Source organism: Streptomyces sp. NPDC056161, assembly GCF_042268025.1.
Taxonomy (GTDB): domain Bacteria; phylum Actinomycetota; class Actinomycetes; order Streptomycetales; family Streptomycetaceae; genus Streptomyces.
On the sequence record NZ_JBHJUV010000041.1, the window covers coordinates 66,712 to 91,837 of the forward strand.

Genomic DNA, 25,126 nt, shown 5'->3' on the forward strand with positions numbered 1-25,126 from the left:
TCCGACCCCCGAGCGACGGGGGCCCGTAGCGGAGGAGATGCGTACCCGTGCCTGCCCGACTGCCCTCGTGGGTCTGGGTCACCGGTCTGACGGTGGGGGCGACCGTGGCCGTGACCGCCCTCGCCGTCCAGGCCGACAAGGGGGCGCACCCCACGGCGGCGGCCCGGCCCGGCGCCTCGGCGTCGGCGAGCGCGCACCCGGCGCCCGCACCGACGCGGACGGCGCCCCCCGCACCGCCGGCCGCCTCGGGCACCGGCCGCCGCATCGTCTACTCGCTCGGCCAGAAACGGATCTGGCTGGTCGACGCGGAGGGGAAGGCGACCGGCACCTTCGCCGTGTGGCCGGGGACGGTGAGCCCCGATGTCGGCACCTATGCGGTCTCCCTCCGAGTGGACGCCAGGGAGGGCAGCGACGGCGTGGCGATCGAGCACGTCCTGTACTTCGCCAACAAGTCGGGCCTGTCGATCGCGTTCTCCAACGCCGTCGACGGGTCCTCCCCGCCGCCGGCCGTCGGCAAGCAGACCAGTGGCATCCGGCTGCACAAGGCGGACGGCGCCCAGCTGTGGGCGTTCGGGACGGCGAAGACGCCGGTGGCCGTCGTCGACTAGTGCCTGGCGGGGCACTGGCGTCCCTCCGCTGCCCCGCCGGCCGGGCCGACCGCCGTCAGCGCCCCGGAGCCGGCGGTTCCGTGGGGGCCTGCGGTGCGCGTCGTGGAGGTGGTGGCCATGACCGGTTCCTTCCCGGCCGGACCGGGCGCGTCCCGTGCGCGGTGAGCCAGAATGGAGGCGGGCCGGTCCGGTGAGGCGAGGGGGCGTACGGATGGCGCAGCCGCGGCTGTCGATGCAGGAGCTGATCAGGCGCCGCAGGCGGTCCGGGTTCGTGGGGCGGGGCCCCGAACGCGCCGCGTTCCGGGCCAACCTCGACCTCGCCCCCGACGACGAGCGGCACCGCTTCCTGTTCCACGTGCACGGCAACGCCGGGGTCGGGAAGACCTTCCTGGTACGGGAGTTGGAGCAGATCGCCCGGGAACGCGGGGCGCTGACCGCGTACGTGGACGAGAGCGCCGGGAGCGTCCCGGAGGCGCTGGCTTCCGTCAGCCGCCAGTTCGCCGGTCAGGGGCACCGGTTCAAGGAGCTGGACCGGCTGCTGGCCGCGCACCGGATGCGCCGGCACGAGGCGGAGTCCGCGGTCGCCACCCTGGAGCCGGCGGGCGCGTCGGTGGGGAGCCGGGTCCTGACCCAGGCGGGGCTGGCGGGGCTGAGCCTGCTCCCCGGCGTCGGCGCCCTCGCGGGAACCGTGGACGCCGAGCAGGTCGCCCAGGGCGCGGACCGGCTCCGGGCGAACCTCGGCGCGCGGTTCGGCAACCACGAGGACGTGCAGATCGTGCTGTCCCCCGAGCGGGTCCTGACCCCGGCGTTCCTCGCCGGACTCGCCGACGCGGTGGCGACGGCGCCGTGGGCCGTCCTGTTCTTCGACACGTACGAACGCACCGGGCCGTTCCTCGACGGCTGGCTGCACGACGTGATGACCACCGACCGCTACGGTGTCCTGCCCGCCGAGACCGTCGTGGTGACCGCCGGACAGCGGCCGTTCGCCACCGCCCACTGGGGGGCCCTCGCGGACTTCATGTCCGATCTGCCGCTCACGCCGTTCACGGACGCGGAGGCGCGCCGACTGCTCGCCGACCGGGGCGTGGTGGCCGAACCGGTCGTCGAGGAGGTGCTGCGGCTCACCGGCGGCCTGCCGGTGCTCGTCTCGACCCTCGCCGGGGCCCGGCCCGCCGACCCCGAGGACGTCGGCGACCCGAGCGCCTCGGCCGTGGAACGGTTCCTGAAGTGGGAGCCCGATCCGGTGCGCCGCGGCGTCGCCCTGGCCTGCGCGCTGCCCCGGCGGCTGGACGCGGACGTGTTCCGGGCGGTCGTGGAGTGCGGCGACGACGAAGTGGAACCGCTGTACGGATGGCTGCGGGGCCTGCCGTTCGTCGACGAGCGCGGGGCGCGGGCGCAGTACCACGACGTCGTACGGGCCCCGATGCTGCGGATGCTGCGCCGGCGGTCACCGCGGGGATGGGCGCAGCGGCAGCGGGTGCTGGCCGAGACGTTCGGGGCGTGGCGGGCGGAGGCCGAGTCCGGGCTCACGGCGGGCGACCTGTGGGGGGACGAACGCTGGCGGGAACTGCGGCTCGCCGAGTCCTACCACCAGCTGTGCGCGCAGGAGCGCGGCGCGCTGCCCGGCGTGCTGCGCGACGTCGCACGCGCCTGTGACGTGGGCGCCGTCGAGGCACGGCGGTGGGCGCTGGCCCTGCTGGACGCCGGGCAGGACGCCGACGCGCCCGAGGCGGGCCGCTGGGGCATGGACCTGACCCGGGCCCTGGCCGCCGAGGGAACGTCGGACGCCCTGCTCCTCCTGCTGCGCTGGGGCGGCCTGGACGCACCGGCACGGGCGCACGCCCACGTGGTGCGCGGCCGGGAGCTGCGGCGCGGCGGCGGGCACGAGGAGGCGCTGGCCGAGTTCGACCGGGCGGTCGCGCTCGACCCCGGGCTGGTCCCGGCCCACCTCGGCCGGGCCACGGCCCGCGGCGACCTGGCCGACTACGAGACGGCCGTCACCGACCTGGACCGGGCGCTGGCACTCGCCCCCGACCACGCCCTGGCCCACAGCCTGCGCGGCGAGTACCACCGGATCCTGCGCCACCACGACGCGGCGATCCGGGACCTGAGCGAGGGCATCCGGCTGGACCCCGCCGGGGAATTCGCCTGGGCCTCCCGAGGCGCCGCGCACGAACGCCGGGGCGACCTCCAAGCGGCCCTCGCCGACCTCGGCCACGCACTCGACCTCAAACCGGACTACGCCTGGGCCCTCAGCCGCCGCGCCCGGGTCTGGCGCGGCCTCGGCGACCACGCCCGCCAACTCGCCGACCTCGACCGGGCGCTCGCCCTGCAACCCGACTGGGCCTGGGGCCGCTGCGAACGCGGCGACGCCCTGCGGGTGGCCGGCCGCCACCAGGAGGCCCTGGCCGACTACGACCGGGCGCTGGCCCTGGACCCCGACTACGCGTCGGCGTACGCGAGTCGGGGCGCCTCCCTGTCCGCGCTGGGCCGTCACGAGGAGGCGCTGGCGGACCTGGACCGCGCGCTGGAACTCAGGCCGGACTACCCGTGGGCGCGGGAGCAGCGGGCCGCCGCACGTGCGGGGCGCACTCCCTGACCACGTTCGGCGCCCCGGGTGTCCGGCCCGTCGGGAGGTCCGGGACCTGCGTCCCAAACCCGCCGGGGTTCAGCCCGCCGCCGCCTCCGCATCGCCGGTGACGGTGACGCCTTCCGCGAACCGGACGATCTGGCTGTCGGTGAGGCCCAGTTCGACGGGCGTCTGGACGAGGACGTTGTGGCCCGCGGAGTCCGGGTAGATCAGCCACTTGGCCCCCTTGTCCTCGGTCAGGCCCAGCGAGCCTGCCTTGCCCTTGACGGTCACCTTGGTGACGGACGCGTCGGCGGGCAGCCGCGACATTCCCTGGAGCATGACGGCGATCCCGCGGCTGAGGTCGGTGGCGCCGGGAACCGGCTTGGGGGTGTGCGTGCCGGGCGGGACGGCGACGAACACGCTCGTGGTCGACGACTCCACCTTCCAGCCCGCCGGAACCGTGTCGACCGTGAAACCGGCCGGCTGGGGGCCGTGGTACGCGGCGAACTGAAGGTCGGGCGTCTGCTGGGGCGCCTCCGACTTCTGCTGGGCGGTCGCTGACTTCTGCTGGGCCGTCGACGGCGTCCGCTGGACCGCCGCCGTGCTCGGCCCGGAGGACCGGCCGCCGCCGAACTGGCCCGCGCTGCCCGCGGCGATGGCGGCCACCGCGGCCACGGCCGCGACGCCCGCGACCCGGCGACGCCGTCGGCGGAGCAGCGCACCGCGCCCGCGGGCGACGTCGGCGGCGACGGTCTCGGCGTCGGCCGGGACATCACCGGTGCTCCGCAGGGTGCTCAGAACATTCGTCACGTCTTGCACGTCAGTGCTCCATTCGCGTTCTTCTCATGGGTGGATGAGTGAGGTGGTGGATGAACGGGGGTGGTGGATCAGACGAGGTGGCCGGAGGGCTGGGGGAGACGCGCGCGCAGGCGCTCCAGCGCTCGGGCGCTCTGGCTCCGGACCGTGCCCTCACTGCATCCCAGGGCCGCGGCCGTCTCGGCGGAGCTGAGCCCCTCGATGTAGCGCAGGACGACCGCGGCCCGCATGCGCTTCGGCAGGGTCGCCAGCAACGCCAGCACCGCGGACCGGTCCGTGTACGGGGTTTCCGCGGCTGCGACCTCGGGCAGCTCCGCCCGGACCTGCTCGCGGCGGTGGAACAGGCTCCGCCGGTCGTCCGTCACCGCGTTCACCACGCAGCGCCGTGCGTACGCGTCCAGCGTGCCGGGACGCACCCGTGGCCACGCCAGGTACAGGCGGGTCAGCGCCACCTGTACCACGTCCTCCGCCTTGGCCTGATCGCCCGAGAGCAGCAGCGACGCCACGCGCACGAGCGCCGCGCGCCGAGTCCGCACGAACTCGGTGAACTCGCGGTCCCGCTCGGAAGCAGATTTCACTGATACGCACTTTCTCTCGCGGGGCCCTTGCCGGTGTCACCCCTCATACGGGGCGGGTGGGGTCTCCCGTTGCACGCCTGCTGAGATTTTTTGACAGCGGGTTCGGTTCGGCCGCGCCGCCGGAAGTGCCGTAGGTCTCACCGTGCGGCGAAGGCGGTTTGACCGAGTAACAGGACGGCATAACAGGACGGGTTCCGTCATAGCTGTCACTTCCCGCATACCGTTCCGCCCCCTGAACGGACCGTTCGTGGTCGATTACAGTGCTGAACGTCGTGCGTGCGGTCGGTGCCGTGGGAGGTCTGGGTGGGTACGACAGCCGGTGTGGTCTGGGGCCGTACCGAACAACAGGACTTCCGCAGCCGGGTGCGCGGCACCCTCCTGGGGTCGGCCCTCGGTGACGCCTTGGGCTCTCCGGCCGACGGGCTCACGCTGGAGGAGATCCGCTCCTCGTACGGCGCGGAGGGCCTGACCGACCTGGCCGTCTCCGGCGCCGGACGCGGCGCGATCACCCACCACACCCAGTTGACGCTGTTCACGGTGGACGGGCTGATACGCGCCCAGGTCCGCCGGGACACCGGCGCCTGGCATCCGCCGACCGATCTGCACCGGGCGTACCTGCGCTGGATGGCCACCCAGCGGGACTGGGGCCCGGACGAGCGGCGCGAGGAGGACGGCTGGCTGGCCCGGGAGGAGTGGCTGTACGCCCGGCGGGATCCGTCGCGGGCGCTGCTGGTCGGCTTCGGGGACCAGCACATGGGGACGCTGGAGAAGCCCAAGAACCCGGGTGAGCTGGGCCCGGAGGTGGTGGCCAGGTCGGCGCCCTTCGGGCTGCTGGTCGGCTGGGAGCCGCAACTGGTGGTGCAGTTGGCCGTGGAGTGCGCGGCGCAGACCCACGGCCACCCCACGGGATACCTGGCGGCGGGCGCGTACGCGGTGATCGTGCACGCGCTGGCCCGCGGTGACGACCTGGACGGCGCCGTCCAGCGGGCCCTCGCTCTGCTCGCCGCGCGCCCCGGCCACGAGCCGGTCTCGGACGCCCTCCAGCACGCCCTCGGCGCGGTGCGGCAGGGGATGCCCAGCCCGGCGCGGGTGGAGGAACTGGCCGGGGACGGCATGGCGGACGGGCTGCTGGCCGCCGCCGTGTACTGCGCGCTGGTGGGGGAGGACGTACGGCATGGGCTGTGCCTGGCGGTGAACCAGGCGGGCCCCTCCGGCGCGGCCGGTGCGCTCACCGGCGGGCTGCTCGGTGCCCTGCACGGCGAGACGGCCCTCCCGCCGGCCTGGCTGGCCGAGTTGGAGGGCCGTCGGACGACCCTGGAACTGGCCGACGACTTCGCGATGGAGATGACCCAGGGGCCCGCGCTGCACGGCCCCGCCGGGTCCTCGCCGGGCTGGCTGGCCCGGTACCCGAGGGCGTGAGGGTCAGTCCTTCGCGGGAGCGCCCACCACGTCGTCGCCCGCCTGCGCGGGGGTGGGCAGGGCGCCGGCGGCGCTGTCGTCGTCCGTGTTGATCCGCTCGATGATCGCGATCCGCTCCGGGGTGTCCTCCGGCTTCAGGTAGCCGATGAGGACGTACAGCACCAGGGAGACGGCCAGCGGCACGGAGACCTGGTACTGGAGCGGGACGCCGCCGTCGACGGACCAGTTGATCGGGTAGTTGACCAGCCAGAAGGCGAGCAGCCCGGCCGCCCAGCTGACCAGTGCGGCCGTCGGACCCGACCTGCGGAACGTGCGCAGCAGCCCCAGCATCATCGGGATGGCGATCGGCCCCATCAGACCGGCGACCCATTTGATGACGACGGTGATGATGTCCTTGAACGTCGGCGAGTTGACCTGGGTGGCCACCGCCATGGACAGGCCGAGGAAGACGACGGTCGTGACGCGTGCCGCGATCAGGCCCGAGCGCTCGCCCCAGTCGCGCGCCCGCGCGGACAGCACCGGTGCCACGTCCCGGGTGAACACGGCGGCGATGGCGTTGGCGTCGGAGGAGCACATCGCCATGGTGTGGGAGAAGAAGCCGACGATGACCAGGCCCAGCAGGCCGTGCGGCAGGAGCTGTTCGGTCATCAGGGCGTAGGAGTCGGAGCCGTCCGGCTTCTGCGCGTGGACCAGCAGCGGTGACATCCACATCGGGAAGAACAGGACGACCGGCCACGCCAGCCACAGCACCGCGGACAGCCGCGCCGAACGCTCCGCCTCGCGTGCGTTGTTCGTCGCCATGTAGCGCTGGGCCTGGTTCAGCATGCCGCCGTTGTACTCGAAGAGCTTGATGAACAGGAAGGCGAGCAGGAAGACCGTGCCGTACGGGCCGACCAGCGGTTTGCCGTGGCCGTGCAGCGCGGGCTGGTCCCAGGCGCCGAAGAAGCCGATGTTCTTGTCGTCGAGCTTCAGCACGACCGCCACGAACATGGCGACACCGGCGAGCAACTGGATGGCGAACTGGCCGAGTTCGGTCAGCGCGTCCGCCCACAGGCCGCCGATGGTGCAGTAGACGGCTGTGATCGCGCCGGTGATGAGGATGCCCTGGTTCAGCGAGACACCGGTGAAGACGGACAGCAGGGTGGCGATGGCGGCCCACTTGGCGGCCACGTCCACGATCTTCAGCAGCATTCCGGACCAGGCGAGCGCCTGCTGGGTGGGGAGGTTGTAGCGGTTCTTCAGGTATTCCAGCGGGGAGGCCACGTGCAGCCGTGAGCGGAGCCGGTTGATCCGCGGCGCGAACAGCTTCGAACCGATGGCGATGCCCAGGGCGATGGGGAAGGACCAGGTGACGAAGGAAGTGACGCCGTAGGTGTAGGCGATGCCCGCGTACCCGGTGAACATCACGGCGCTGTAGCCCGACATGTGGTGCGAGATGCCGGAGAGCCACCAGGGCATCTTGCCGCCGGCCGTGAAGAAGTCGCTCACGTTGTCCACGCGCTTGTGCGACCACACACCGATCGCGACCATCACGCCGAAGTAGGCGATGAGCACGGCCCAGTCGAGACCGTTCATGTGCCCCCCTTCCAGGGTCCGCCTTGTGAACCCCGCTCAGCTGGCCGGCACTTCGCATGAGCGGAGTGGGGACTGGGAAGGCCGCGAAGTGCCCGCTCATCGTGGGTGGGCTGAGGAGGGCACGACAAGTCGACGGAAGGTCAAGGGCGGGTAAAGATGTTCGGCTTGCTGACCTTGATTCACGTACCTGAATTATGGGCGGAGTCGGGGAATGACGGTCAGCGCATCAGCTCCCCGGCGTTGACCAGCAGCGACTGCCCCGTGATGGCTCGTGCCCGGTCCGACGCCAGGAACACCGCCGCGTCCGCCACGTCCCCGTCCGTCGCCAGCTCCGGCAGCGCCATACGCTCCGTCAGCCGGCCGAGCACCTCCGCCTCCGGCACCCCCTCGGTCTGCGCGGTGAACCGCACGTACGCCTGCACCGGCGGCCCCCACATCCAGCCCGGCAGCACCGTGTTCACCCGGATCCGGTGCGGCCCGAGTTCCCGCGCCAGCGAGTACATCGCGCTGGTCAGCGCACCCTTCGAGGCGGCGTACGCGGCCTGCTTCACCTGGGAGGGCGCCGCCACCGCCGACTGCGTCCCGATGAACACCACCGAACCGCCGGACGCCTTCAGGGCCGGCAGGCAGGCCCGGGTCATCCGCAGCGTGCCCAGCAGGTTCACGTCCAGCACCGACTGCCAGGTCGCGAAGTCCGCGTCCTCCACCCCGCCGAAGTAGGAGTCCCAGGCAGCCACCTGCACCAGGGCGTCGATCCGCCCGAACCGCTCCCGCGCGAGCCCCGCCAGCGCCTCGCACTGCCCCTCGTCGCCGATGTCGGTCGCCCGGTACGCCGTACGGCCGCCCGCCGGATCGATCTCCGCCGCGCTCTTGGCGAGGTTCGCCTCGGTGCGCGCCCCGAGCACCGCGTTGCCCCCGTCCCGTACGACGGCCGCCGCGACCTGGTGTCCGAGTCCGGCTCCCACCCCCGACACCACGACGGTCTTGCCCACGAGCAGTGACATGACGGCCCTCCTGGCTCTCCCGGCCCGACACCGAACGCATCTGACGGTGCGTCAGAATATGGGCGGGTGCGGGAGTAAGGAAGAGGAGGCGCCGGAAAGGGCGAGGCACGCGCATCCCCGCCGCCGTACGCGGCCCTCCGCCCACGGCCGACGAGCGGCGCACCACCGGACCTCCCCCGAGTCCCGTCACCTGGGGGAGTCCGCGCCTCCGTCACCTGGGGGAGTCCGCGCCTCCGTCACCTGGGGGAGGCCGAACCTCCGTCACCTGGGGGACGCGCGCGCACGGCTCGCGGCAGCTCACGGCAAAGGAGTGGTCCGCGGCGGCTCAGCGCAGTTCGTCGACGTAGCGGTCCGTACCCGGGACGGTCGGCAGGAACGGTGCGACGAACTCCACGCGGCCCAGACCGCCGGCGGCGACCGCCGTGTCCAGGTCCGTGAAGTGCTCCCGCCACACCTCGCGGGGATCGCGCTGGAGGAACCACAGCAGGGTGAGGCGGGTCCCGACCCCCTCGACCTGCTTGACGTAGGTCATCCGGTCCAGTGGCAGCGGCGTCGGCGCGAAGACGGTCACCAGGGCCGCGGGCGAGCCGGCCAGCCGTTTCGGCAGGTGGTCGTCGCGCAGCCAGGCGAGCAGGTCCGCCCGGCCGTCCGGCGATCCGGCCTCGACGACATCGACTACATCGACGACATCGACGACCTCGACGACGAGCCCGGCGTAGGGGTGGTCGAGGGCGTGCACGTCCCGCGGGCCCCGGCCGCCGTCGCGGTAGACGGTCGTCACGTGGTCCTGGAAGGCCGTGAAGACATGGGTACGGTCCTGGAAGACGCGGTGGTCCCGGTTGAGGCGCTTGTTGATGCCGACGGTCCACCGCATGTGATCGGCGTAGCGGCCCGCGGTGATCCAGTAGGTGGAGAGGTAGCACCCGGCCGTGACGGGCTGCGCGACGGCCGACCTCTCCGGGTAGCGCAGCAGTTGCAGCTCGCGGGTGGCCACCCACCGGCGTCCGGCGTACATCCAGGGCATGGCCATGGCGCCCGCGATGTAGTGGTCGTCCTCGTACCACCGGTTGTACCCGTGCTCATGGCCCGGGTGCGGCTCGACCATGGTGATCAGCGCGTGCCCGAGATCGGCTCCGTAGGGGCCGACGGCGGCCAGTTCCGCATACAGGTGACTGCGGGTCCCGTCAGCTTGCACCGCGTCGTCAGTCATACCCCAGGTCTAGCTGACGGACCATCAGATTGGGAAGGGTGCGGTGCCGTCGGACCGCCCGGACCCCCGTCACTTCTTCAGCTCGTCCGGGCAGGGCGTGCCCCGCGGCAGCTGGTACGGCGAGGCCAGCCGGTACGTCCCCGCCCGCGGAGCGAGCAGTTCGGTCCACTTGTCGCCCTGGGCGTCCTCGGTCGTCTCCATCAGACAGCCGTTGACGTTGTCGTACGTCTTCGGCGTGCCCTCGGCGCGATGCTTGGACGCCTCCGTCTCCTGCGGCGGCTTCAGGCTCTTGCCGTCGGCGTCCACGATGCTCAGCCACGGCGAGTACGGGATACGGATGACTATCCGGCCCGCCCGGCGGATGTCGATGGTCATCTCGCCCTGCTCCGCGCGCTCCACGACCGCGTCGGGCTCGGCGAGCGGCGCCGGGTCCGTCACCCGGAACAGCTGCCAGTTGGCGTCGCCCCAGATCTGTGTCAGGTACGGCATCCCGCGCTGGACCAGCTCCCGCTCCCGCTCGCCGCCGTCACCGTCCGGCTCGCCCTTGGGCAGCACGACGAAGTGCACGGCCCAGCGCTGGAGCCACTCGTGGTAGTTCGCCGAGTTGAGCGTGTCGTCGTAGAAGAGGGGGTTGCGCTCCATGTCGGCCTGCCGGTTCCAGCCGCGGGCCAGATTCACGTACGGCGCGAGCGCGGATGCCTCCCGGTGGGAGCGGGCCGGGACCACCTCCACCCGGCCCTTCTCGGCGCCGACCTGCTGCAACTGGTGGACCAGCGGCGCCAGCTCGCGCGCCCACGACGCCGCCGGAGTGGTGTGCACGATGTCGTCGACCGACTTGAAGCCGACCCAGCCGACGAACCCGAGGAACGACAGGACGATCACGTACCACTTGCGTGACCGCGGCACCGCGAAGGGCAGCGCCGCGATCAGGACCACGCCCGCGAACAGCATCGCCAGCCGCGTGATGTTCGACCCGATCTGCGAACTGACCAGCCAGACCAGCACGACGGCCAGGCTGTACACGGCGGCCGTCAGCCGCACCGTCTTCCACCGCCTGGGCACCAGGAACACACAGAGCAGCCCGTACAGCAGCGGCAGGATCACCGTGCCGATGCCCATCGGCTGGGTGCCCGAGAACGGGAACAGCCAGGCCGAGACGGCGACCACCGCGGCGGGGGCGAGCCCCAGCGCCCAGGCCCCCGGGCGCCGCCTCTGGAGGAACAGCGCCACCGCGACCAGCCCCACGAACAGGCCCGCGACCGGCGACGACATGGTGGCGAGCGCCGCGAGCGGCGCCGCGACCAGGGCCTTCGCCCACCGTTTGAGCCGCCAGCGGTGGGGCCAGCAGTGGACGGCCGCGACCGCGCCGAGGGCGAACATCGTGCCCAGGCCGAAGGTCACCCGGCCCGACAGCGCGTTGCAGATCAGCGCGAACACCCCGGCGAGCGAGGCCCACAACGGATTGCGCACGGACCGGCTGCGGATGAGGACCAGGGTCAGCAGGCCCGCCGACACGGTCCCCGCGATCATCATCGTCGTACGGACGCCGAGGACCGACATCAGATACGGCGACACCACGCTGTAGGACACCGGGTGCATGCCGCCGTACCAGGCGAGGTTGTACGCCGAGTCGGGGTGCCGGCCGACGAACTCGGCCCATGCGTCCTGGGCCGCGAGGTCGCCGCCGCTGTTGGCGAAGGAGAAGAACCAGAGGACGTGCAGCACCCCGGCGAGCGCGGTGACGGACAGCACCGGATGCCTGAGCAGCCGCTGCCGCAGCGGTTCGGCGAGGGCGAGCAGCCGCGCCCGGCGGGACGCGCGGCCGTCCGCGGGAGCGGGGCCGCCGGCTATGGGGACGGAGTCGGCGGTTACGGGAGTGGAGTCGGCGACTTCGGGAGTGGAGCCGGCGTCCGTGGGGCCGGAGCCGGCGTCCGTAGGACCGGAGTCGGCGTCCGCGGGAACGGAGCTGTCGCGTAGGGGACGGGAGCTGTCGGCCATGGGCCCGGAGCGGGCGTCCGCCTGATGGGAGCTGCTGTCCGCGTGGCGGGAGTCGCCGTCTGTGGGGCGGGAGTCGCCGTCTGTGGGGCGGGAGTCGCCGTCCGCGTGGCGGGAGCCGCTGTCCGCGTGGCGGGAGTCGCCGTCTGTGTGGCCCGAGTCGTCGTCCGCGTGCCGGGAGTCGTCGTCTGAGCGGCCGGGGTGGGGGTCCGCGAGGCCGAGGCGTCGGCCGGGGCGGGCGTCCGAGGCGGCGGGGGGAGTGCTCCCGCGCGGGGCAGGAGCGTCCGCGTCAGTCGCGGGCGGGCGTATTCGCGGGCCGGATCCCGGGCCCGGTTCGACGTTGTCGGCGTGTGTCGGCTCCGCAGTGGCCACCTGAAGGCACTCCCCGTGTCCCGTCTTCCGTTCTCGGCCGGGTTCCCCAGTGTTTCCGGCTGCTTGGCGGCCAGTTCGCGGCCGTGTCCCTTGACCGGCGACCTGCCCCGATTCGTGACGCTAGCACGCACCCCGCCGCGGGGCTCCCGGGTGGGGGCCCCGTCGACGGGGTGCGGAGGGGCAGAACGGAGGCGGGGACGAGCCGCGTGCGCCGACGGACCGGCGCCGTGAATCAGCTGATACGGGTCAGTTTGTCCGCGAAGCCGGGCTCCGTCAGATCCTGCTGCAACGCGACCGGAACCTTCACTGCCCCGCTCGAACCGTCGCCCACGGTGAGGGTGCCGACCGTGGTGCCGGCCTTCGCGGTGTGCGGCACGTCGTCGGCGGAGAAGGAGAGCCGGACCTGTAGACCGGCCCAGCCGACCGCCGGGACGTCCTTGGTGCTCACGACCGGGGTACGGCCGCCGAGCCCGTCGTCGACGTACCCGACCACGTCGCCCTTCTTCAGGATCGTCGCCGTCCGGAGCGCGTCCTGCGCGGCCCGGATCAGCTTGTCGCCCGCGTCGAGGGCGCCGCTGAGGATCGTGTTGTCCGAACCGCCGGGCCCCTGGCCGAGCACGGCACCGACGATGGTCTTGGTCTCGCCGCCGACCTCCTTGGTCGCCGCGAAGACCAGGTTGCCGCCGGCCGCGGTGGTGGTGCCGGTCTTGATGCCGATGACGCCGTTCGAGCCGACCAGACGGTTCCAGTTGCTGTGCGTGGCGCCCTTGTAGTCGGTGTACTCCATCATCTGGGCGACTTCCCGGAAGGCGGTGTCCTGCATCGCGGCCTTCGCCAGCTTCACCTGGTCCACGGCCGTGCTGACCGTGGTCTTCTCCAGGCCCGAGGGGTCCGTGTACGTCGTCTGGGTCATGCCCAGGTCCTTCGCGGCGGCGTTCATCTTCGCCACGAACGCCTTCTCCGACCCCGCGTCCCACCGGGCGAGCAGCCGCGCCACGTTGTTCGCGGACGCGATCAACACGCCCTCAAGGGCCTCCCGCTCGGTGATGCTGTCGCCCGCGCGGACCTGCACCGTCGACTCGCCGTCCGCGGTCGCCTGGTCCTCGGCCGTCTGGTCGACGTGGATGTTCGGCCCGTCGCCGCTGCCCTTGAGCGGGTGGTCGCGCAATATCAGGTACGCGGTCATGACCTTGGCGACACTGGCGATCGGCACGGGCTGCTGGGTGCCGGACGAGCCGAACGTGCCGATGCCCTGCACATCGAGCGCGCCTTCCCCGGCGGACGGCCACGGGAGCGACGCCTTGCCGCCGTCGAAGGTGAACGTCTGCTGCGCGGTGAGGTCGAGCCGGGGGGAAGGCAGCGGACGTACTGCCTGTACGATCGCAAAGACGACCGCGAGCAGCAGGACCAGCGGGGTCCAGATCTTGACCCGGCGGATGATCGTGCGGACCGGGGTCTGCGGCGGCGGCGGCGTGTTCGTCAGCTCGGCCAGCAGGTCCAGCGGCGGCTTGGGCGGGAGCGGCTGCTGGGCGGTGCGCTCGGGGCCGAACCGGGGTACCTGGGAGGTGGCCTCGGCGGGGGACTGCCTGGGCTTGCGGGCGGCCGGGTCGTCGAGGGGCTTGAGCGCGACGAACGTGCTGGTGCGCTCGGAATCGGACTCGGACTCGGAATCGGACTCGGAGGCGGCGGGCTTCTTCGCGCCGCCGACCTTGAGCGTGGTCGTCGGCTGATCGACCTGCGGCTTCTCCCCGGACGTCCGCACGGCCTTGAAGACGGCGGTCGGCTGGTCCTTCCCGGGCGCGGACGCCTTGCCGCTGTCCCCGGTGCCCTTGCCGTCGTCCCCGGCGGTGTTGCCGTCGGACTTGGCGGACTTGGCGGCTTTGCCGGCCTCGGCGCTGTCCTCGCCGGCCTCGGCGCCGTCTCCGGCGGTGCTGCCACCGTCCTCGGCGGTCTTCGCACCGTCCCCGGCGGTCCTGCCGCCGTCTCCGGCGGACTTCTCGCCGTCCTGGGCGCCATCGGCGCCTGTGCGGGCGGCCGTTGCGCCGTTCCCGGTGTCCTCCCCGGCGGCGGCGCTGCCCCGGGCGGGCCCGGCACCGTCCTCGGTGGCCTGGCCGGCTTCGGCTGTTTCGGCGGCTTCGGCACCGTTCTCGGCGTCCGTCTCGCCGCGCGCGTCACCGGCACCGGCCGTACGACGCTCGTCGTCAGCCGCCGACGGCCCCTGTGGGGCGTCCGCGCGGCTCGACTCGGCCTCGGGGCCGGAGTCCGCCTCGGAGCCCGCGACAGCGTCGGAGCCCGCGCCCGCGCCTGCACGCCCGGCGTCCGGACCCGCGCCCGAGTCCACCCCGTCCCGGGCCGCGTTCTCGTCGCCGCCTTCGCCTCCGTCGACGGCCGCGTCGGCCTCAGGGCTCGTGCCTGACTCCGGGGCCTCCGCTTCCGGGGCCTCGGTCTCCTCCTCGGACGCCGTGGGCGCTTGAGGGGCGGCGGCCGGCCGGGAGGGGGCCGGGATGCGGGCGGAGCCCTCCGCTTCCGGCTCAGCGGCCCCGGGAAGGGGCTTGGCGGGGCCTTCCGCGGGCTCCGCGCCCGCGGCGTCGGCGGAGTCCCCGGGACGCACCCAGGACGCCACAGCCGCCCGCAGACGGACCTCGCCCGTTCCGTCGGTCCCGGGGCCGCCGCCGGCCGCCTCCGACCTGTTCTCGTCGGCTTTCCCGCCGTCGCGCCCGCCGTCGCGCCCGCCGTCGCGTTCGCCGTCGGCCGGAGCCTCCCGAACCGACAGCACCTTGGTCGCCGTGTCCACGCCCCCGCGTGACCCCGACTCACGGGCCACCGCGAACCGCGGATCGCGTGCCTCGGGAACCGCACCCCCGCTCCCCGACGTCTGTTCTGCCGACGACTCGCGCTGCTTCGACCTGTCGGGGGACTCGCCCGCCACCGATGCCTCCTTCATGTGCCGCACGTCCTCCGTGCGGGTGCCGAACCGACCGCTGTTGACCGCACATCCCGCCCGGACCACGCCTCCCTGCCGCTGTCCGAACCATGTACCAGTGTCCTGTGTGTGGGCCAAACCAAAGCGGTAGACGAGAACGACATACCTACCGGTTCCCTTACGAACCGGTCACGCACCCTCGACAGACCAATGTGAGAGGGGTCACCCTGTCATTCATCCACGCGGGGAGGCATGGATGGGCAGGAGCCGCAGAACTATTCCGGAGGAGCTTCTGTTGCTGGCACTGGACCCGACCACGGGTACCACTGCACAGCCGCAGTCGCTCGATCTCGGTCTGGCCGGAGCACAGCTAGTGGAGCTGGCGCTGGCCGGACGGATAGCCCCAGACGGGGATCGTATCGCCGTGGTGGTGCCACGGCCGACAGGAGATCCGACGCTGGACAGCGCGTTGGAGTTGCTGCGCAGGCGCGGCGCTCCGGTGCGCGCCGTCCACTGGATCGGCGGGCCCCGACTGGGGCTCCGCCAGATCTACCTCGCGCATCTGGAGCGGTGCGGCATGGTGCACGCCGTGCCGGGTCAGATGTGCGGGGTGCTGCCGACCACTCGCTACCAGGCGACGGACACCGCCATCAGCCGGGAGATCCGTGCCCGGCTGGATTCCGCGATCCGCACCGGCGTACCGCCGGACCCGCGGACCGCGGCGCTCGCCGCCCTGGCGCACGCGGTCGGCCTCGGCAAGCACCTGTATCCGGGCAACGAGGGACGCTCGTCCCGTTCCCGGCTGCGGGATCTGATCAGGCACGACCCGATGGGCGGCCTCGTGGCGCACGCCGTGATGGACGTCCAGAACGGTGTGGCGGTCCAGCCGCGCCGCGGTGCCCCGCCTGCCGGTCGCCCGGCCGGACCGGGTGCCCGGCCGGCGGCGGAACCTGCGCGCGGGGTTCCGATGCAACCGCACCACGGTTCGATGGCGCGTGCCGCGGTCCACTGAGCCGCAGTTCCACGGCACCGCGCGCCACCCGGCCGCGCGGAGCGCCGGCGCGTCAACGTATGCCGCACCGTCAGTCCCCAGACCCGGTTCGGGAGCCGCTGGTCGCAGCGGGGCGGTGAGACACTGTCTGTCTCGCCGCCCCGCTCGACCGTCTGTCGTGCGCCGTTGAACTGACGCGTACGCGCCGTATATCCACGGTTTCCCAGCGGTAGCAAGCACCTTGGTGGCAGTCTGCTCAACAGCAGATACGCAAAGTGCCAGGTACAGGCAGTCAGCCGGAGGTGCACGACCCGTGGCGTCCCATGTCAATCCCACCGTCAGACGACGCCGGTTGGGCCAGGAGCTGCGCAGGCTCCGCGAGCTCAAGGGCATGACGGCGGAGGAGGTGGCGGAGCGACTGCTGGTGTCGCAGTCGAAGATCAGTCGGCTGGAGAACGGGCGGCGCAGCATCAGCCAGCGTGACGTGCGCGACCTGTGCGGGGTGTACGAGGTCGAGGACCAGCGGATCGTCGACTCGCTGATGGAGATGGCCCGGGACTCGCGGCAGCAGGGCTGGTGGCATGCGTTCGGGGACATCCCGTACAGCGTGTACATCGGCCTGGAGACCGACGCCGAGTCGCTGCGCGTGTACGAACCCCAGCTCGTCACCGGGCTGTTGCAGACCCGGGCGTACGCGGAGGCCCTGGTGCAGGGGGCGCTGCCGGAGACGTCGACCGAGGACATCGAGAAGCGCGTCCAGGTGCGGATGCGGCGACAGGAACGTATCAGCGCCGAGCACAACCCGCTGCGGCTGTGGGTGGTGCTGGACGAGGCGGCGCTGCGCCGCCGGGTGGGCACCGATCTGGTGATGCGTGAGCAGCTGGAGTACCTGATCGAGATGTCCCAGCTGCCCCACGTCACCGTGCAGGTGCTGCCGTTCGAGGTCGGGGCGCATCCCGGGCTCAACGGGCAGTACGCGATCCTGGAGTTCGCGGACGCGGCCGACTCCAGCGTGGTGTACCTGGAGGGCGTCACCAGCGACCTGTACCTGGAGAAGGCGCACGACGTCCAGCGGTACGCGGTGATGTACGAACATCTGCGGGCACAGTCCCTCAATGTGGAACAATCCCGGCAATTCATCTGGAATGTGGCGAAGTCATACGCCCGTTGAGGTGCCTGCCGGGCGGGCGCCGCATCGTACACGTGCCTCGGGAATAAGCGGAAGGCACACCTCTAATATGCCATCCGGTCGGGTGAACGACCCCTCCGGACGCGGAAGTTGACGAGTAGCGTCGATCACGCCAATCGGAAGACCGGGTTGGCGTGAATCACACCAGAGCAACTCGCAACAGGAGTGAACATGGCACTGCTTCAGGGCGCCACGGCGACGTGGACGAAGTCCTCCTACTCCGCTGGGAACGGCGCGTGCGTCGAGGTCAAGTCGCCCGCGACCGAAGGACTCGTCGTACGCGACTCCAAGGTTTCCGAGGGGCCGATCCTGGCCTTCCCCGCCGACGTGTGGAACGCCTTCGTGGCAACGGTCAAGTCGTAGGGAGGCATCCCTGACCTTGCCGGATTCCGACGACAACTGCACAAGCCACAACTGCACAAGCCACAACTGCACAAGTCACAACCGCACCAGCCACAACTGCACAAGCTCGACCCAGAGCCCTCTCGACCAGATCGCCGTCCTTGCCGAGGGGGCTCGCCCCTTTTCGTCTCCGCGTACGTCGACGAGGCCGGCGGCTGCCGCCGTTACCGCGCCGACCAGGTCGAACGCGCCCCTCTCGGGTCCGGGCGGCGCACGCGCGGACGGGGAGCGGGGCGTCGCCCCACACGGCGTCCTCCGTCACCGGGCGGTCCTTTCGCCCGGCGACGGAGGACGCTCCGCCCCGCCCCAGCAGCAGGGCGACTGCCGTTCAGCCGAGCTGGCCCTCGATGGCCGCGACGACCTCCGCCGACTCCGGCTCGGTCTGCGGCGCGAACCGGGCGACGATCGCGCCGTCCCGCCCGATCAGGAACTTCTCGAAGTTCCACCGGATGTCCCCGCTGTGCCCCTCGGCGTCGGCGAACCCGGCCAGCCGCTCGTACAGCGCGTGCCGTCCCGCCCCGTTCACGTCGACCTTCTCGGTCATCGGGAAGGTCACCCCGTACGTCGCGGAGCAGAACTCGGCGATCTCCTCGGCGGTGCCGGGCTCCTGCCCGAGGAACTGGTTGCAGGGCACGCCGAGCACGGTGAAGCCCTGCGCGGCGTACCGCTCCTGGAGCCGCTCAAGACCCGCGTACTGCGGCGTCAGACCGCACTTGGAGGCCACGTTCACGATGAGCACGGCCCTGCCCGCGTACTGCGGCAGATCCGCGGCACCGCCCTGGAGGGCACCGATCTCGACATTCAGCACGGAGTTGTTCTGCTCTGTGGTCGTCATGACCGGATGCTAGCTCCGGTAGGTGCCGGAACGGTGGCCGAGGGCCCACGGCGGTCCCCGGCCTCGACGAGGACCTGGCCCGCCGTGGTCCATGAGTACAGCACCGACCGTCCGGCCCGCCGCCGGGTCACCAGACCCGCCTCCAGCAGCACCTTCAGATGCCGCCCGACCGACCCGAGCGCCTGCCCGGTCACCGCCGTCAGCTGGGTCGTGCTCATCGGGGAGCCGAGCAGCACCAGCACCTCGGCCCGAGCCGTGCCGAGCAGCGCGCCCAGGCTCGCGGGCACCGACCGGTCCCGGACGTCGGCCAGCGCGCCCGCGCACGGGTAGATCACGGCGTACCGGTCCCCGTCCTCCCAGGACACCCACCCCGTCTGCACGGTCACCGGCACGAACACCAGCTCGGCGCCGGAGATCTCCCGGGGCGGGTACTCGTGCAGGTTCACCTGGAGCCGGTTCTCGCCGAGCCAGCGGGTGCGCCCCGGCACGAGCGAGTCCAGTGCCGCCGCCCAGCCGCCCCGGCTCATCTGCGCGGTCCGCGCGACCACGTCCGCCTCCAGGATGCGCCTGCGCCGCGCCCAGTACGGCCGTACGGTCTCGGCCCAGACGTACTCCAGGAGCGTGGCCGCCCGGTCGGGCAGGTCGTCGCGGTGCAGTTCGGCGGGGACCGGGCCGCCGAGGGACACCCGCAACTGCGCCCGTGCCGCCTCGGGGCGGGCCGCCCGCACCCGGGCCACGGCCTCCTCGAAGGTCTCGCCGTCGCGCGGCGGGGGAGTGAGGAAGTCCGCGATCCACCCCTCGGGTTCCCGGCCGGCCCGCGGTCCGCCGCCCGACGGGAGCGGGCACAGCCGGTTCGGCCGGGGCAGACCGGCCTTCACCAGCAGCGCGGTGACCGGGTCGGCCGCCAGCCGCGCCCGGTACGCGGGCAGATGCGTGCGCAGCCACTCCGTCTCACCGGGATGCGCTCCCACCCCCACGTGCAGCAGCTTCAGGGCCGCGAAGGTCTCGTCGAGCGGAGAGAGCAGGAACCGGCTACGGGCGAGCGTGTCGGCGTTCACCTGCCACCAGCCCACGGCGGCCTCCTCCCGTACGACGTTTCGCGCCCCGGCGAAACAATAACGGCAGGCGCCGCCCGCCCCAAGACTCCGTCCATGCCCAGCACCGAACCTCCCGCCCGCACAACACACCCCACCGGGGACCCGGACTCCGTCTCGGATTCGGTCTCCGGCACGGATCCGATGTCCGTCTCGGATTCGGTCTCCGGCACGGATCCGATGTCCGTCACGGATTCGGTCTCCGGCACGGACCCGATGTCCGCCGCCGACCCGGTCTCCGGCGGCGCGGCTTCCGTCCGCCCGGGATTTCGGGCCCTCTTCCGTACCCCGGAGTTCGCCCCGCTGTTCCTCGCCACCGCCGCGCACACCGCCGCGCAGACCGTCAGCGGTCTCGCCCTCGGCACGCTCGTGTACCGGGCGACGGACTCGCCGCTGCTGTCCGCGCTGAGCATGTTCGGTCCGTCGCTCGCCCAGGTGCTGGGCGCGACCCTCTTCCTGTCGGGTTCCGACCGGCTGCGCCCACGGTCCGCCCTGGTGGGCATCTCCGTCGCCTTCGCGGCCGGTACGGCGGCCCTCGCGCTGCCCGGTCTGCCGATCGCCGGGGTCTTCGGCGTCGTGGTCCTCCTCGGCCTGGTCGCGTCCCTCGGCGGCGGGGTGCGCTGGGGCCTGCTGAACGAGATCCTCAGCAAGGACGGCTATCTGCTGGGGCGGTCGGTGTTCAACATGATGAGCGGGATCATGCAGATCACTGGGTACGCGGTCGGCGGGGTCATGGTCGCCGTCCTCTCCCCGCGCGCCTCGCTGCTGCTGTCGACCGCGCTGTACCTGGCCGGAGCCGTCGTACTGCGGCTGGGCCTGACCGCGCGCCCGCCCCGGGCGGCCGGCCGCCCCTCGGTCGCGGCCACCTGGCGCACCAACGCCGTCCTGTGGTCCACCCGCCCGCGCCGCCTGACCTACCTGGGCCTGTGGGTCCCCAACGGCCTGGTCGTCGGGTGCGAATCCCTCTACGTGTCGTACGCCCCGAGCGCCGCGGGCACCCTGTTCGCCTGCGCGGCGCTGGGGATGCTCGCCGGTGACCTGACCGTGGGCCGGCTGCTGCCCCGGGGACTCCGGGCCCGGCTGGCGACCCCGCTGCTCGTGCTGCTCGCGCTGCCGTACACGGTGTTCGCGCTGCACCCGGCGGTCCCGCTCGCCGCGGTCTGCGTCGCCGTGGCCTCCGTGGGCTTCGGCGCGAGCCTGGTGCAGCAGGAGCGGCTGATGGCGCTGACCCCGGACGAACTCAGCGGTCACGCCCTCGGGCTGCACTCGGCGGGCATGCTGACGATGCAGGGCGTGGGTGCCGCACTGGCCGGTTCGGCGGCCCAACTCACCTCTCCCGGTACGGCGATGACGGTGCTGGCGGGGGCCTCCCTCGTGGTCACGCTGACACTGGCCGCGGCAGGCCGCGGCGACGGCGGCCCCCGCTCCCGGCACCCCCTCTTCCACCGCCACCGCCCGCCCCTCTAACCCGAACACCCGTAAAACGCAAGCTAGTTCAGCCTTTCCGGGGAACCGGACGACTTGCTCGCATACGCCTCCGGCCCAGGGACATCCATCCCTCGGGCCGGGCGACGTCCGGCCGTACGGAGTGCGGTGCCGGCGGTGCCCGTGCCCGCTCCGTGACGCGGTGTCAAGAGAGGTCACGACGTCATGCGCGCAGAGGCCACCCAGCGGGTCGCACTCGTCTTCTCCCTGCTGGACGCGAACGGCAACGGAGTCCTGGACGCCGAGGACTTCACGCTCATGGGCGACCGGGTCGTCGCCGCGGCACCCCGGTCCGACGACGAGGCCAAGGACGCCATGCGGGCCGCCTTCGAGCGCTACTGGCTCACGCTGCTGGCCGAGCTGGACGCCAACGGGGACGGCGTGATCAGCTTCGAGGAGTACACGGCCTGCGTGCTCTCGCCGGAGCGCTTCGACGCCACGATCACGGCGTTCGCCGAGGCCCTCGCCATCCTCGGCGACCCGGACGGCGACGGGCTCATCGAACGCCCGGACTTCATGGCCCTGATGACGGCGATCGGCTTCGAACCCGGCAACATCGGCGCCCTCTTCGACGCCTTCGGCCCCACGGCCGAGGACCGCGTCTCCGTGCCGACCTGGGTGGAGGGGATCCGGGACTACTACGCGCCGGACAAGGCGGGCATCCCCGGGGACCACCTGGTCGCCGGGACCGAGTCCGGCTCGGCGGCCTGACCCGGCCGGCGGGAGCGCCATGAGCAGCGTGGAACACGTCGTCGGCCTGGCCGTCGGACGGGGTACGGGCGCCGAGACAGCGGCGGTCTTCGAACGGGTCCTGGACCGGCTCGCCCGCTCGTACGGCAGCGACGTCGCCGTGGTGCGCTCCCCGCGCACCTACCACTCGTACGTCTCCCTGCGGCCGTGCGCCGCCCAGGGGGGCCGCGGCGGCATCGAGGAGATACGCCGGCTGACCCTGCGGGACGCCGACCACTACGAGGGGTTCGTCCGGGAGCGGGCCGCGGCGGGCACCCCGGTGATCTTCCGTACGGCGATCAACGCCCAGACCCTGTACCTGGTGCGGCAGCGGCTGCGGGCCGTGAAGGTGGACGCGCTGAACGCCGGGGGAGCCAGGCTGCTGCTGGTCCGGGACCAGGCACAGGGCTTCTACACCGGTGACAACGAGCACCGGCCCGGACACGTCAGGCGGGTCACGGAGTTCAGCCGGGAGATCACCGAGCAGGTCCTGGAGTACGCGTTGCGCCGGGCCCGTCGGGAATGGCCGGACGAGGGGCCGGACCGGATCGTCATGGCGTACAAGTTCCATCTGCTGGACGGTGCGCTGGACGACTGGGCGGCCGAGTTCGCCGAGCGGCACGGCATCGACGTACGGGTCTTCCAGCCGGACACGGTCAACCGGAACCTGATCGCGCACGGTCCTGCCGACCGTACGGTCCTGGTGGCGGGCAACGAGTGGGCGGACATCATGCACGTCGTCCTGCTCGACCGGTTCGGCGCCGGGCGCCAGGAGGACCACTGCACCCGCAACGTGCATCTGCACCCGGAGGCGCACGGGCTGGTCGAGTACCAGACGGTGCACGGTTCGGCCGACGACCTGGCAGGACGCGACCTGGTCAACCCGGTGGCCACCGTACGGGCCGCCGCGGCGATCGCCGAGCGGTACGCGGACTGCCCCGGCGCGGTGGCCGCGACGGAACGGGCCCTGGTCCGCGTCCGGAAGGCGGGCATCCTGACCCCGGACCTCGGCGGCCACCACACGACGACGGAGGTGGTGACCGCGCTCCTCGACGCCCTGGAACCCGGCGCGGAGGCGCGGGCAGCCGCACCCACCGCCCGACCGGCGGCCACCCCATGACCTCCCCCTCCCCCTCCGCCTCCCCTTCTCCCTCTCCGTCGTCTTCGTCTTCGCCTTCGCCTTCGCCTTCTCCGTCCTCGTCCTCGTACTCGGTGGCGGCTTCGACCGCTCGCAGGGGTACGGTCCTGGTCGTCGTCGACGTCCAGAACGACTTCTGCACCGGCCCGCTCGCCGTCTCCCGCTACCCCGGCGACCCGGCGGCGCTGCGCACCGTCGTGGCCAACACCGCGCGTGCGGTGGCGGCGGCCCGGACCCACGGCACCGAGGTGGTGCACGTCCGGTTCGTCGGGGACCCCGCCCACCAGGGGCCCGCCTGGCGGCACCGGGACGCCCGGCGGGACAGGCCGCCCAAATGCCTGGAGGGCACCTGGGGCGCCGAGTTCGCCGCCCCGCTCGAACCGGCACCCGGTGAGCGGGTGTTCACCAAGCGGGCGTGCTTCGACGCCTTCCTCTCCGACGGCTTCGAGCGGCACCTCGTCGACCGCGGCGCCGGGCACCTGGCCTTCGCGGGCCTCTTCACGGACGTCTGCGTGGACAGCACCGCCCGCACCGCGTTCCAGAAGGGCTTCCACATCACGGTCCTCGGCGACTGCACCACCGCCCTGCACACCCCCGACGAGCAGATCCTGCGGTTCATGCGCCGCCTCTACGGCGCCCGCGTCACCCCGTACGACCGCACCGCCGTATGGACCCGACACCCCGAAGAGGAAGAGGAGGAGGCGGAGTCATGGCCGCTCCCGTCCCGGACACAGCAGGCGTCGACGGAGGCGTCGGACTGACCGCGCTCATGGTGGCCGCCGCGCGGGCCGTCGAGACCGGCAGACCGGACGCGCTGGCGCGGGACGAGTATGCCGGGCACTTCGTCCGCGCCGCCCCCGCCTGCGCGGGCTGGCCGACACGTCCCGAGGAGGTGCCCGACGGGGAAGCCGACCCGCTGTGGGGCAGGCTCGGCCGCTACTTCGGGCTGCGCACCCGGGCGTTCGACGACCACCTGCTGGAGTCCGCCGAGGCGGGCATCCGACAGGTGGTGCTGCTCGGCGCCGGACTGGACTCCCGCGCCTACCGGCTGCCCTGGCCGCAGGGCAGCGCCGTCTTCGAGATCGACCAGGAACCGGTACTCGCCTTCAAACAGCGCACGTTGGACACCCTGGGGACCACGCCCCGCGCCACTCGTGTGACGATCGCCGCGGACCTGCGCCTGGACACCTGGCCGGACGCCCTGACCGCCGCGGGTTTCGACCCGGCCCGTCCGACGGCCTGGGTCGCGGAGGGGCTGTTCCTCTATCTCCCGTCGGCCGCGGAGCGCCGCGTCCTCGCCGCCGTCAGCGCCCACAGTGCCGCCGGGAGCACCCTCGTGTACGAGGTGAAACGGGGCGTCGAGACGGCCGCGGTCCGCAACTCCCCGGTCTACACGGCGGCCCGCGACCGCATCGGAGTCGATCTCCTCGGCCTGTTCGACCCGGACCCGAGGCCGGATTCGGCCGCCGACCTCACCCAGCACGGCTGGCACACGCGGACCTCTACCCCCTTCGACTTCAGCCACCGTCTGGGCCGCGGCCCCCGCCCGCAACCCCACGACGCCCTGGCCGCCAACCGCTGGACCTTCGCCGTACACCGCCCGGAGGTGACCACGGTCACCCCCGGCCCGTGACACCGAACCCCGACCGGCCCGTGCGTCCGGCCGGCCCGTCCGTCCGGTCCGTCCGGCCGGTGCGACCGGCCTGTCGTACGGGGTCACCGACTCACGGGCTCACGGGCCCAGCGGTTCACGGGCCCAGCGGTTCACGGGCGTGACGCTCCTGGGCTCGCCGCTCGTGGGGCTCGACGCGTCCTCCGGCTCCTCGAACCGAGAGGTCCGGGCGCGTTTGCCCAAATCAGGCCGGTCGCAAGCCGCTTCTGCATACACCTTGCCGATTCTTGACCCTCCTTGACGATCCGTTCCGCGAACGTTCAATCGTCTGTCCATGCCAAACGATGTGTGTCCCACCTAAGGTTCCTGAGGCTTTCGAAGGAAGGGACTCATGGACACACCCCCGGCGGTCCGGGCGCGCGGCATCGCGAAACGTTTCGGCGAGGTCGTCGCGCTCGACGGCGTAGACCTGGATGTGGCGCAAGGTCAGATCCATGGCCTGGTGGGGCCGAACGGCGCGGGCAAGACGACGCTGCTCGGTCTGCTGCTGGGCCTGTCCGTCGCGGACAGTGGTGAGCT

Annotated in this window: 21 protein-coding genes; 12 read left to right on the top strand and 9 right to left on the bottom strand. The window is 72.5% G+C overall.

Annotated elements, in window-relative coordinates; all coding sequences use genetic code 11:
* The first annotated feature begins 47 nt into the window (after nt 1-47).
* Nucleotides 48-608: a hypothetical protein gene (locus ACFC09_RS31725; RefSeq protein ID WP_376533833.1), complete on the top strand. Its 561-nt coding sequence runs from the start codon at nt 48-50 to the stop codon at nt 606-608.
* Between the two features lie 211 nt (nt 609-819).
* The gene (locus ACFC09_RS31730; protein ID WP_376533835.1) at nt 820-3,207 is read left to right on the top strand and encodes a tetratricopeptide repeat protein; all 2,388 of its coding nucleotides are present in this window, start codon (nt 820-822) and stop codon (nt 3,205-3,207) included.
* Between the two features lie 69 nt (nt 3,208-3,276).
* Here ACFC09_RS31730 and ACFC09_RS31735 read toward each other — a convergent pair whose 3' ends face one another.
* Complete coding sequence (locus ACFC09_RS31735; RefSeq protein ID WP_376533837.1) at nt 3,277-3,990, bottom strand: hypothetical protein; 714 nt, start codon at nt 3,988-3,990, stop codon at nt 3,277-3,279.
* 77 nt (nt 3,991-4,067) lie between these two features.
* Entirely contained in the window at nt 4,068-4,574 is a 507-nt protein-coding gene (locus ACFC09_RS31740) for a SigE family RNA polymerase sigma factor (protein WP_376533839.1), read from the bottom strand.
* 303 nt (nt 4,575-4,877) lie between these two features.
* On the opposite strand from ACFC09_RS31740, the gene ACFC09_RS31745 reads away from it, so the two are divergent.
* The gene (locus ACFC09_RS31745) at nt 4,878-5,993 is read left to right on the top strand and encodes an ADP-ribosylglycohydrolase family protein (RefSeq protein WP_376533841.1); all 1,116 of its coding nucleotides are present in this window, start codon (nt 4,878-4,880) and stop codon (nt 5,991-5,993) included.
* A 3-nt stretch (nt 5,994-5,996) separates the two neighbouring features.
* Here the strand turns inward: ACFC09_RS31745 and ACFC09_RS31750 are convergent, their stop codons facing one another.
* From ACFC09_RS31750 to ACFC09_RS31770, 5 genes are all read right to left on the bottom strand, one after another.
* Nucleotides 5,997-7,568, bottom strand: coding sequence for a sodium:solute symporter family protein (locus ACFC09_RS31750; protein ID WP_376533843.1), 1,572 nt, complete (start codon nt 7,566-7,568; stop codon nt 5,997-5,999).
* 218 nt (nt 7,569-7,786) lie between these two features.
* On the bottom strand, nt 7,787-8,572 hold the full coding sequence (locus ACFC09_RS31755; protein WP_376533845.1) for an SDR family oxidoreductase: 786 nt from the start codon (nt 8,570-8,572) through the stop codon (nt 7,787-7,789).
* A gap of 325 nt (nt 8,573-8,897) precedes the next feature.
* Nucleotides 8,898-9,782 carry a hypothetical protein gene (locus ACFC09_RS31760; RefSeq protein WP_376533847.1) on the bottom strand — a complete coding sequence of 295 codons (885 nt, stop codon included), beginning with the start codon at nt 9,780-9,782 and terminating at the stop codon, nt 8,898-8,900.
* A gap of 69 nt (nt 9,783-9,851) precedes the next feature.
* Complete coding sequence (locus ACFC09_RS31765) at nt 9,852-11,780, bottom strand: MFS transporter (protein ID WP_376533881.1); 1,929 nt, start codon at nt 11,778-11,780, stop codon at nt 9,852-9,854.
* Between the two features lie 601 nt (nt 11,781-12,381).
* Nucleotides 12,382-15,093, bottom strand: coding sequence for a D-alanyl-D-alanine carboxypeptidase (locus ACFC09_RS31770; RefSeq protein ID WP_376533849.1), 2,712 nt, complete (start codon nt 15,091-15,093; stop codon nt 12,382-12,384).
* A gap of 235 nt (nt 15,094-15,328) precedes the next feature.
* Here ACFC09_RS31770 and ACFC09_RS31775 point away from each other — a divergent pair, with 235 nt between their 5' ends.
* The 3 genes from ACFC09_RS31775 (at nt 15,329) to ACFC09_RS31785 (ending at nt 17,615) form a co-directional block, all read left to right on the top strand.
* Nucleotides 15,329-16,084 (top strand): GPP34 family phosphoprotein, encoded by a 756-nt coding sequence (locus ACFC09_RS31775; protein ID WP_376533851.1) that lies wholly within the window; start codon nt 15,329-15,331, stop codon nt 16,082-16,084.
* A gap of 292 nt (nt 16,085-16,376) precedes the next feature.
* Nucleotides 16,377-17,234 (top strand): helix-turn-helix domain-containing protein, encoded by an 858-nt coding sequence (locus tag ACFC09_RS31780; protein ID WP_376533853.1) that lies wholly within the window; start codon nt 16,377-16,379, stop codon nt 17,232-17,234.
* 189 nt (nt 17,235-17,423) lie between these two features.
* Nucleotides 17,424-17,615 (top strand): DUF397 domain-containing protein, encoded by a 192-nt coding sequence (locus tag ACFC09_RS31785; protein ID WP_376533855.1) that lies wholly within the window; start codon nt 17,424-17,426, stop codon nt 17,613-17,615.
* Nucleotides 17,616-17,982: 367 nt separating this feature from the next.
* On the opposite strand, the gene ACFC09_RS31790 is transcribed toward ACFC09_RS31785, so the two are convergent.
* Nucleotides 17,983-18,489, bottom strand: a complete 507-nt coding sequence (locus ACFC09_RS31790; protein ID WP_376533857.1) for a glutathione peroxidase — start codon at nt 18,487-18,489, stop codon at nt 17,983-17,985.
* A complete protein-coding gene (locus tag ACFC09_RS31795) occupies nt 18,486-19,562 on the bottom strand; it encodes an ArsR/SmtB family transcription factor (RefSeq protein ID WP_376533859.1) in 1,077 nt (358 codons plus the stop codon). Before ACFC09_RS31795 ends, ACFC09_RS31790 begins: the two co-directional genes overlap by 4 nt.
* Before the next feature lie 237 nt (nt 19,563-19,799).
* Here ACFC09_RS31795 and ACFC09_RS31800 point away from each other — a divergent pair, with 237 nt between their 5' ends.
* The 6 genes from ACFC09_RS31800 to ACFC09_RS31825 all read left to right on the top strand — a co-directional run.
* On the top strand, nt 19,800-21,050 hold the full coding sequence (locus ACFC09_RS31800) for an MFS transporter (RefSeq protein ID WP_376533883.1): 1,251 nt from the start codon (nt 19,800-19,802) through the stop codon (nt 21,048-21,050).
* Between the two features lie 183 nt (nt 21,051-21,233).
* The gene (locus ACFC09_RS31805; RefSeq protein WP_376533861.1) at nt 21,234-21,779 is read left to right on the top strand and encodes an EF-hand domain-containing protein; all 546 of its coding nucleotides are present in this window, start codon (nt 21,234-21,236) and stop codon (nt 21,777-21,779) included.
* Nucleotides 21,780-21,798: 19 nt separating this feature from the next.
* Nucleotides 21,799-22,917 (top strand): isocitrate/isopropylmalate family dehydrogenase, encoded by a 1,119-nt coding sequence (locus tag ACFC09_RS31810; RefSeq protein ID WP_376533863.1) that lies wholly within the window; start codon nt 21,799-21,801, stop codon nt 22,915-22,917.
* A gap of 92 nt (nt 22,918-23,009) precedes the next feature.
* Complete coding sequence (locus ACFC09_RS31815) at nt 23,010-23,696, top strand: cysteine hydrolase family protein (RefSeq protein WP_376533865.1); 687 nt, start codon at nt 23,010-23,012, stop codon at nt 23,694-23,696.
* On the top strand, nt 23,645-24,568 hold the full coding sequence (locus ACFC09_RS31820; protein WP_376533867.1) for an SAM-dependent methyltransferase: 924 nt from the start codon (nt 23,645-23,647) through the stop codon (nt 24,566-24,568). The genes ACFC09_RS31815 and ACFC09_RS31820 overlap by 52 nt, the downstream gene beginning before the upstream one ends.
* A gap of 370 nt (nt 24,569-24,938) precedes the next feature.
* A partial coding sequence (locus ACFC09_RS31825) for an ATP-binding cassette domain-containing protein (protein ID WP_376533869.1) occupies nt 24,939-25,126 on the top strand: 188 nt, incomplete at its 3' end.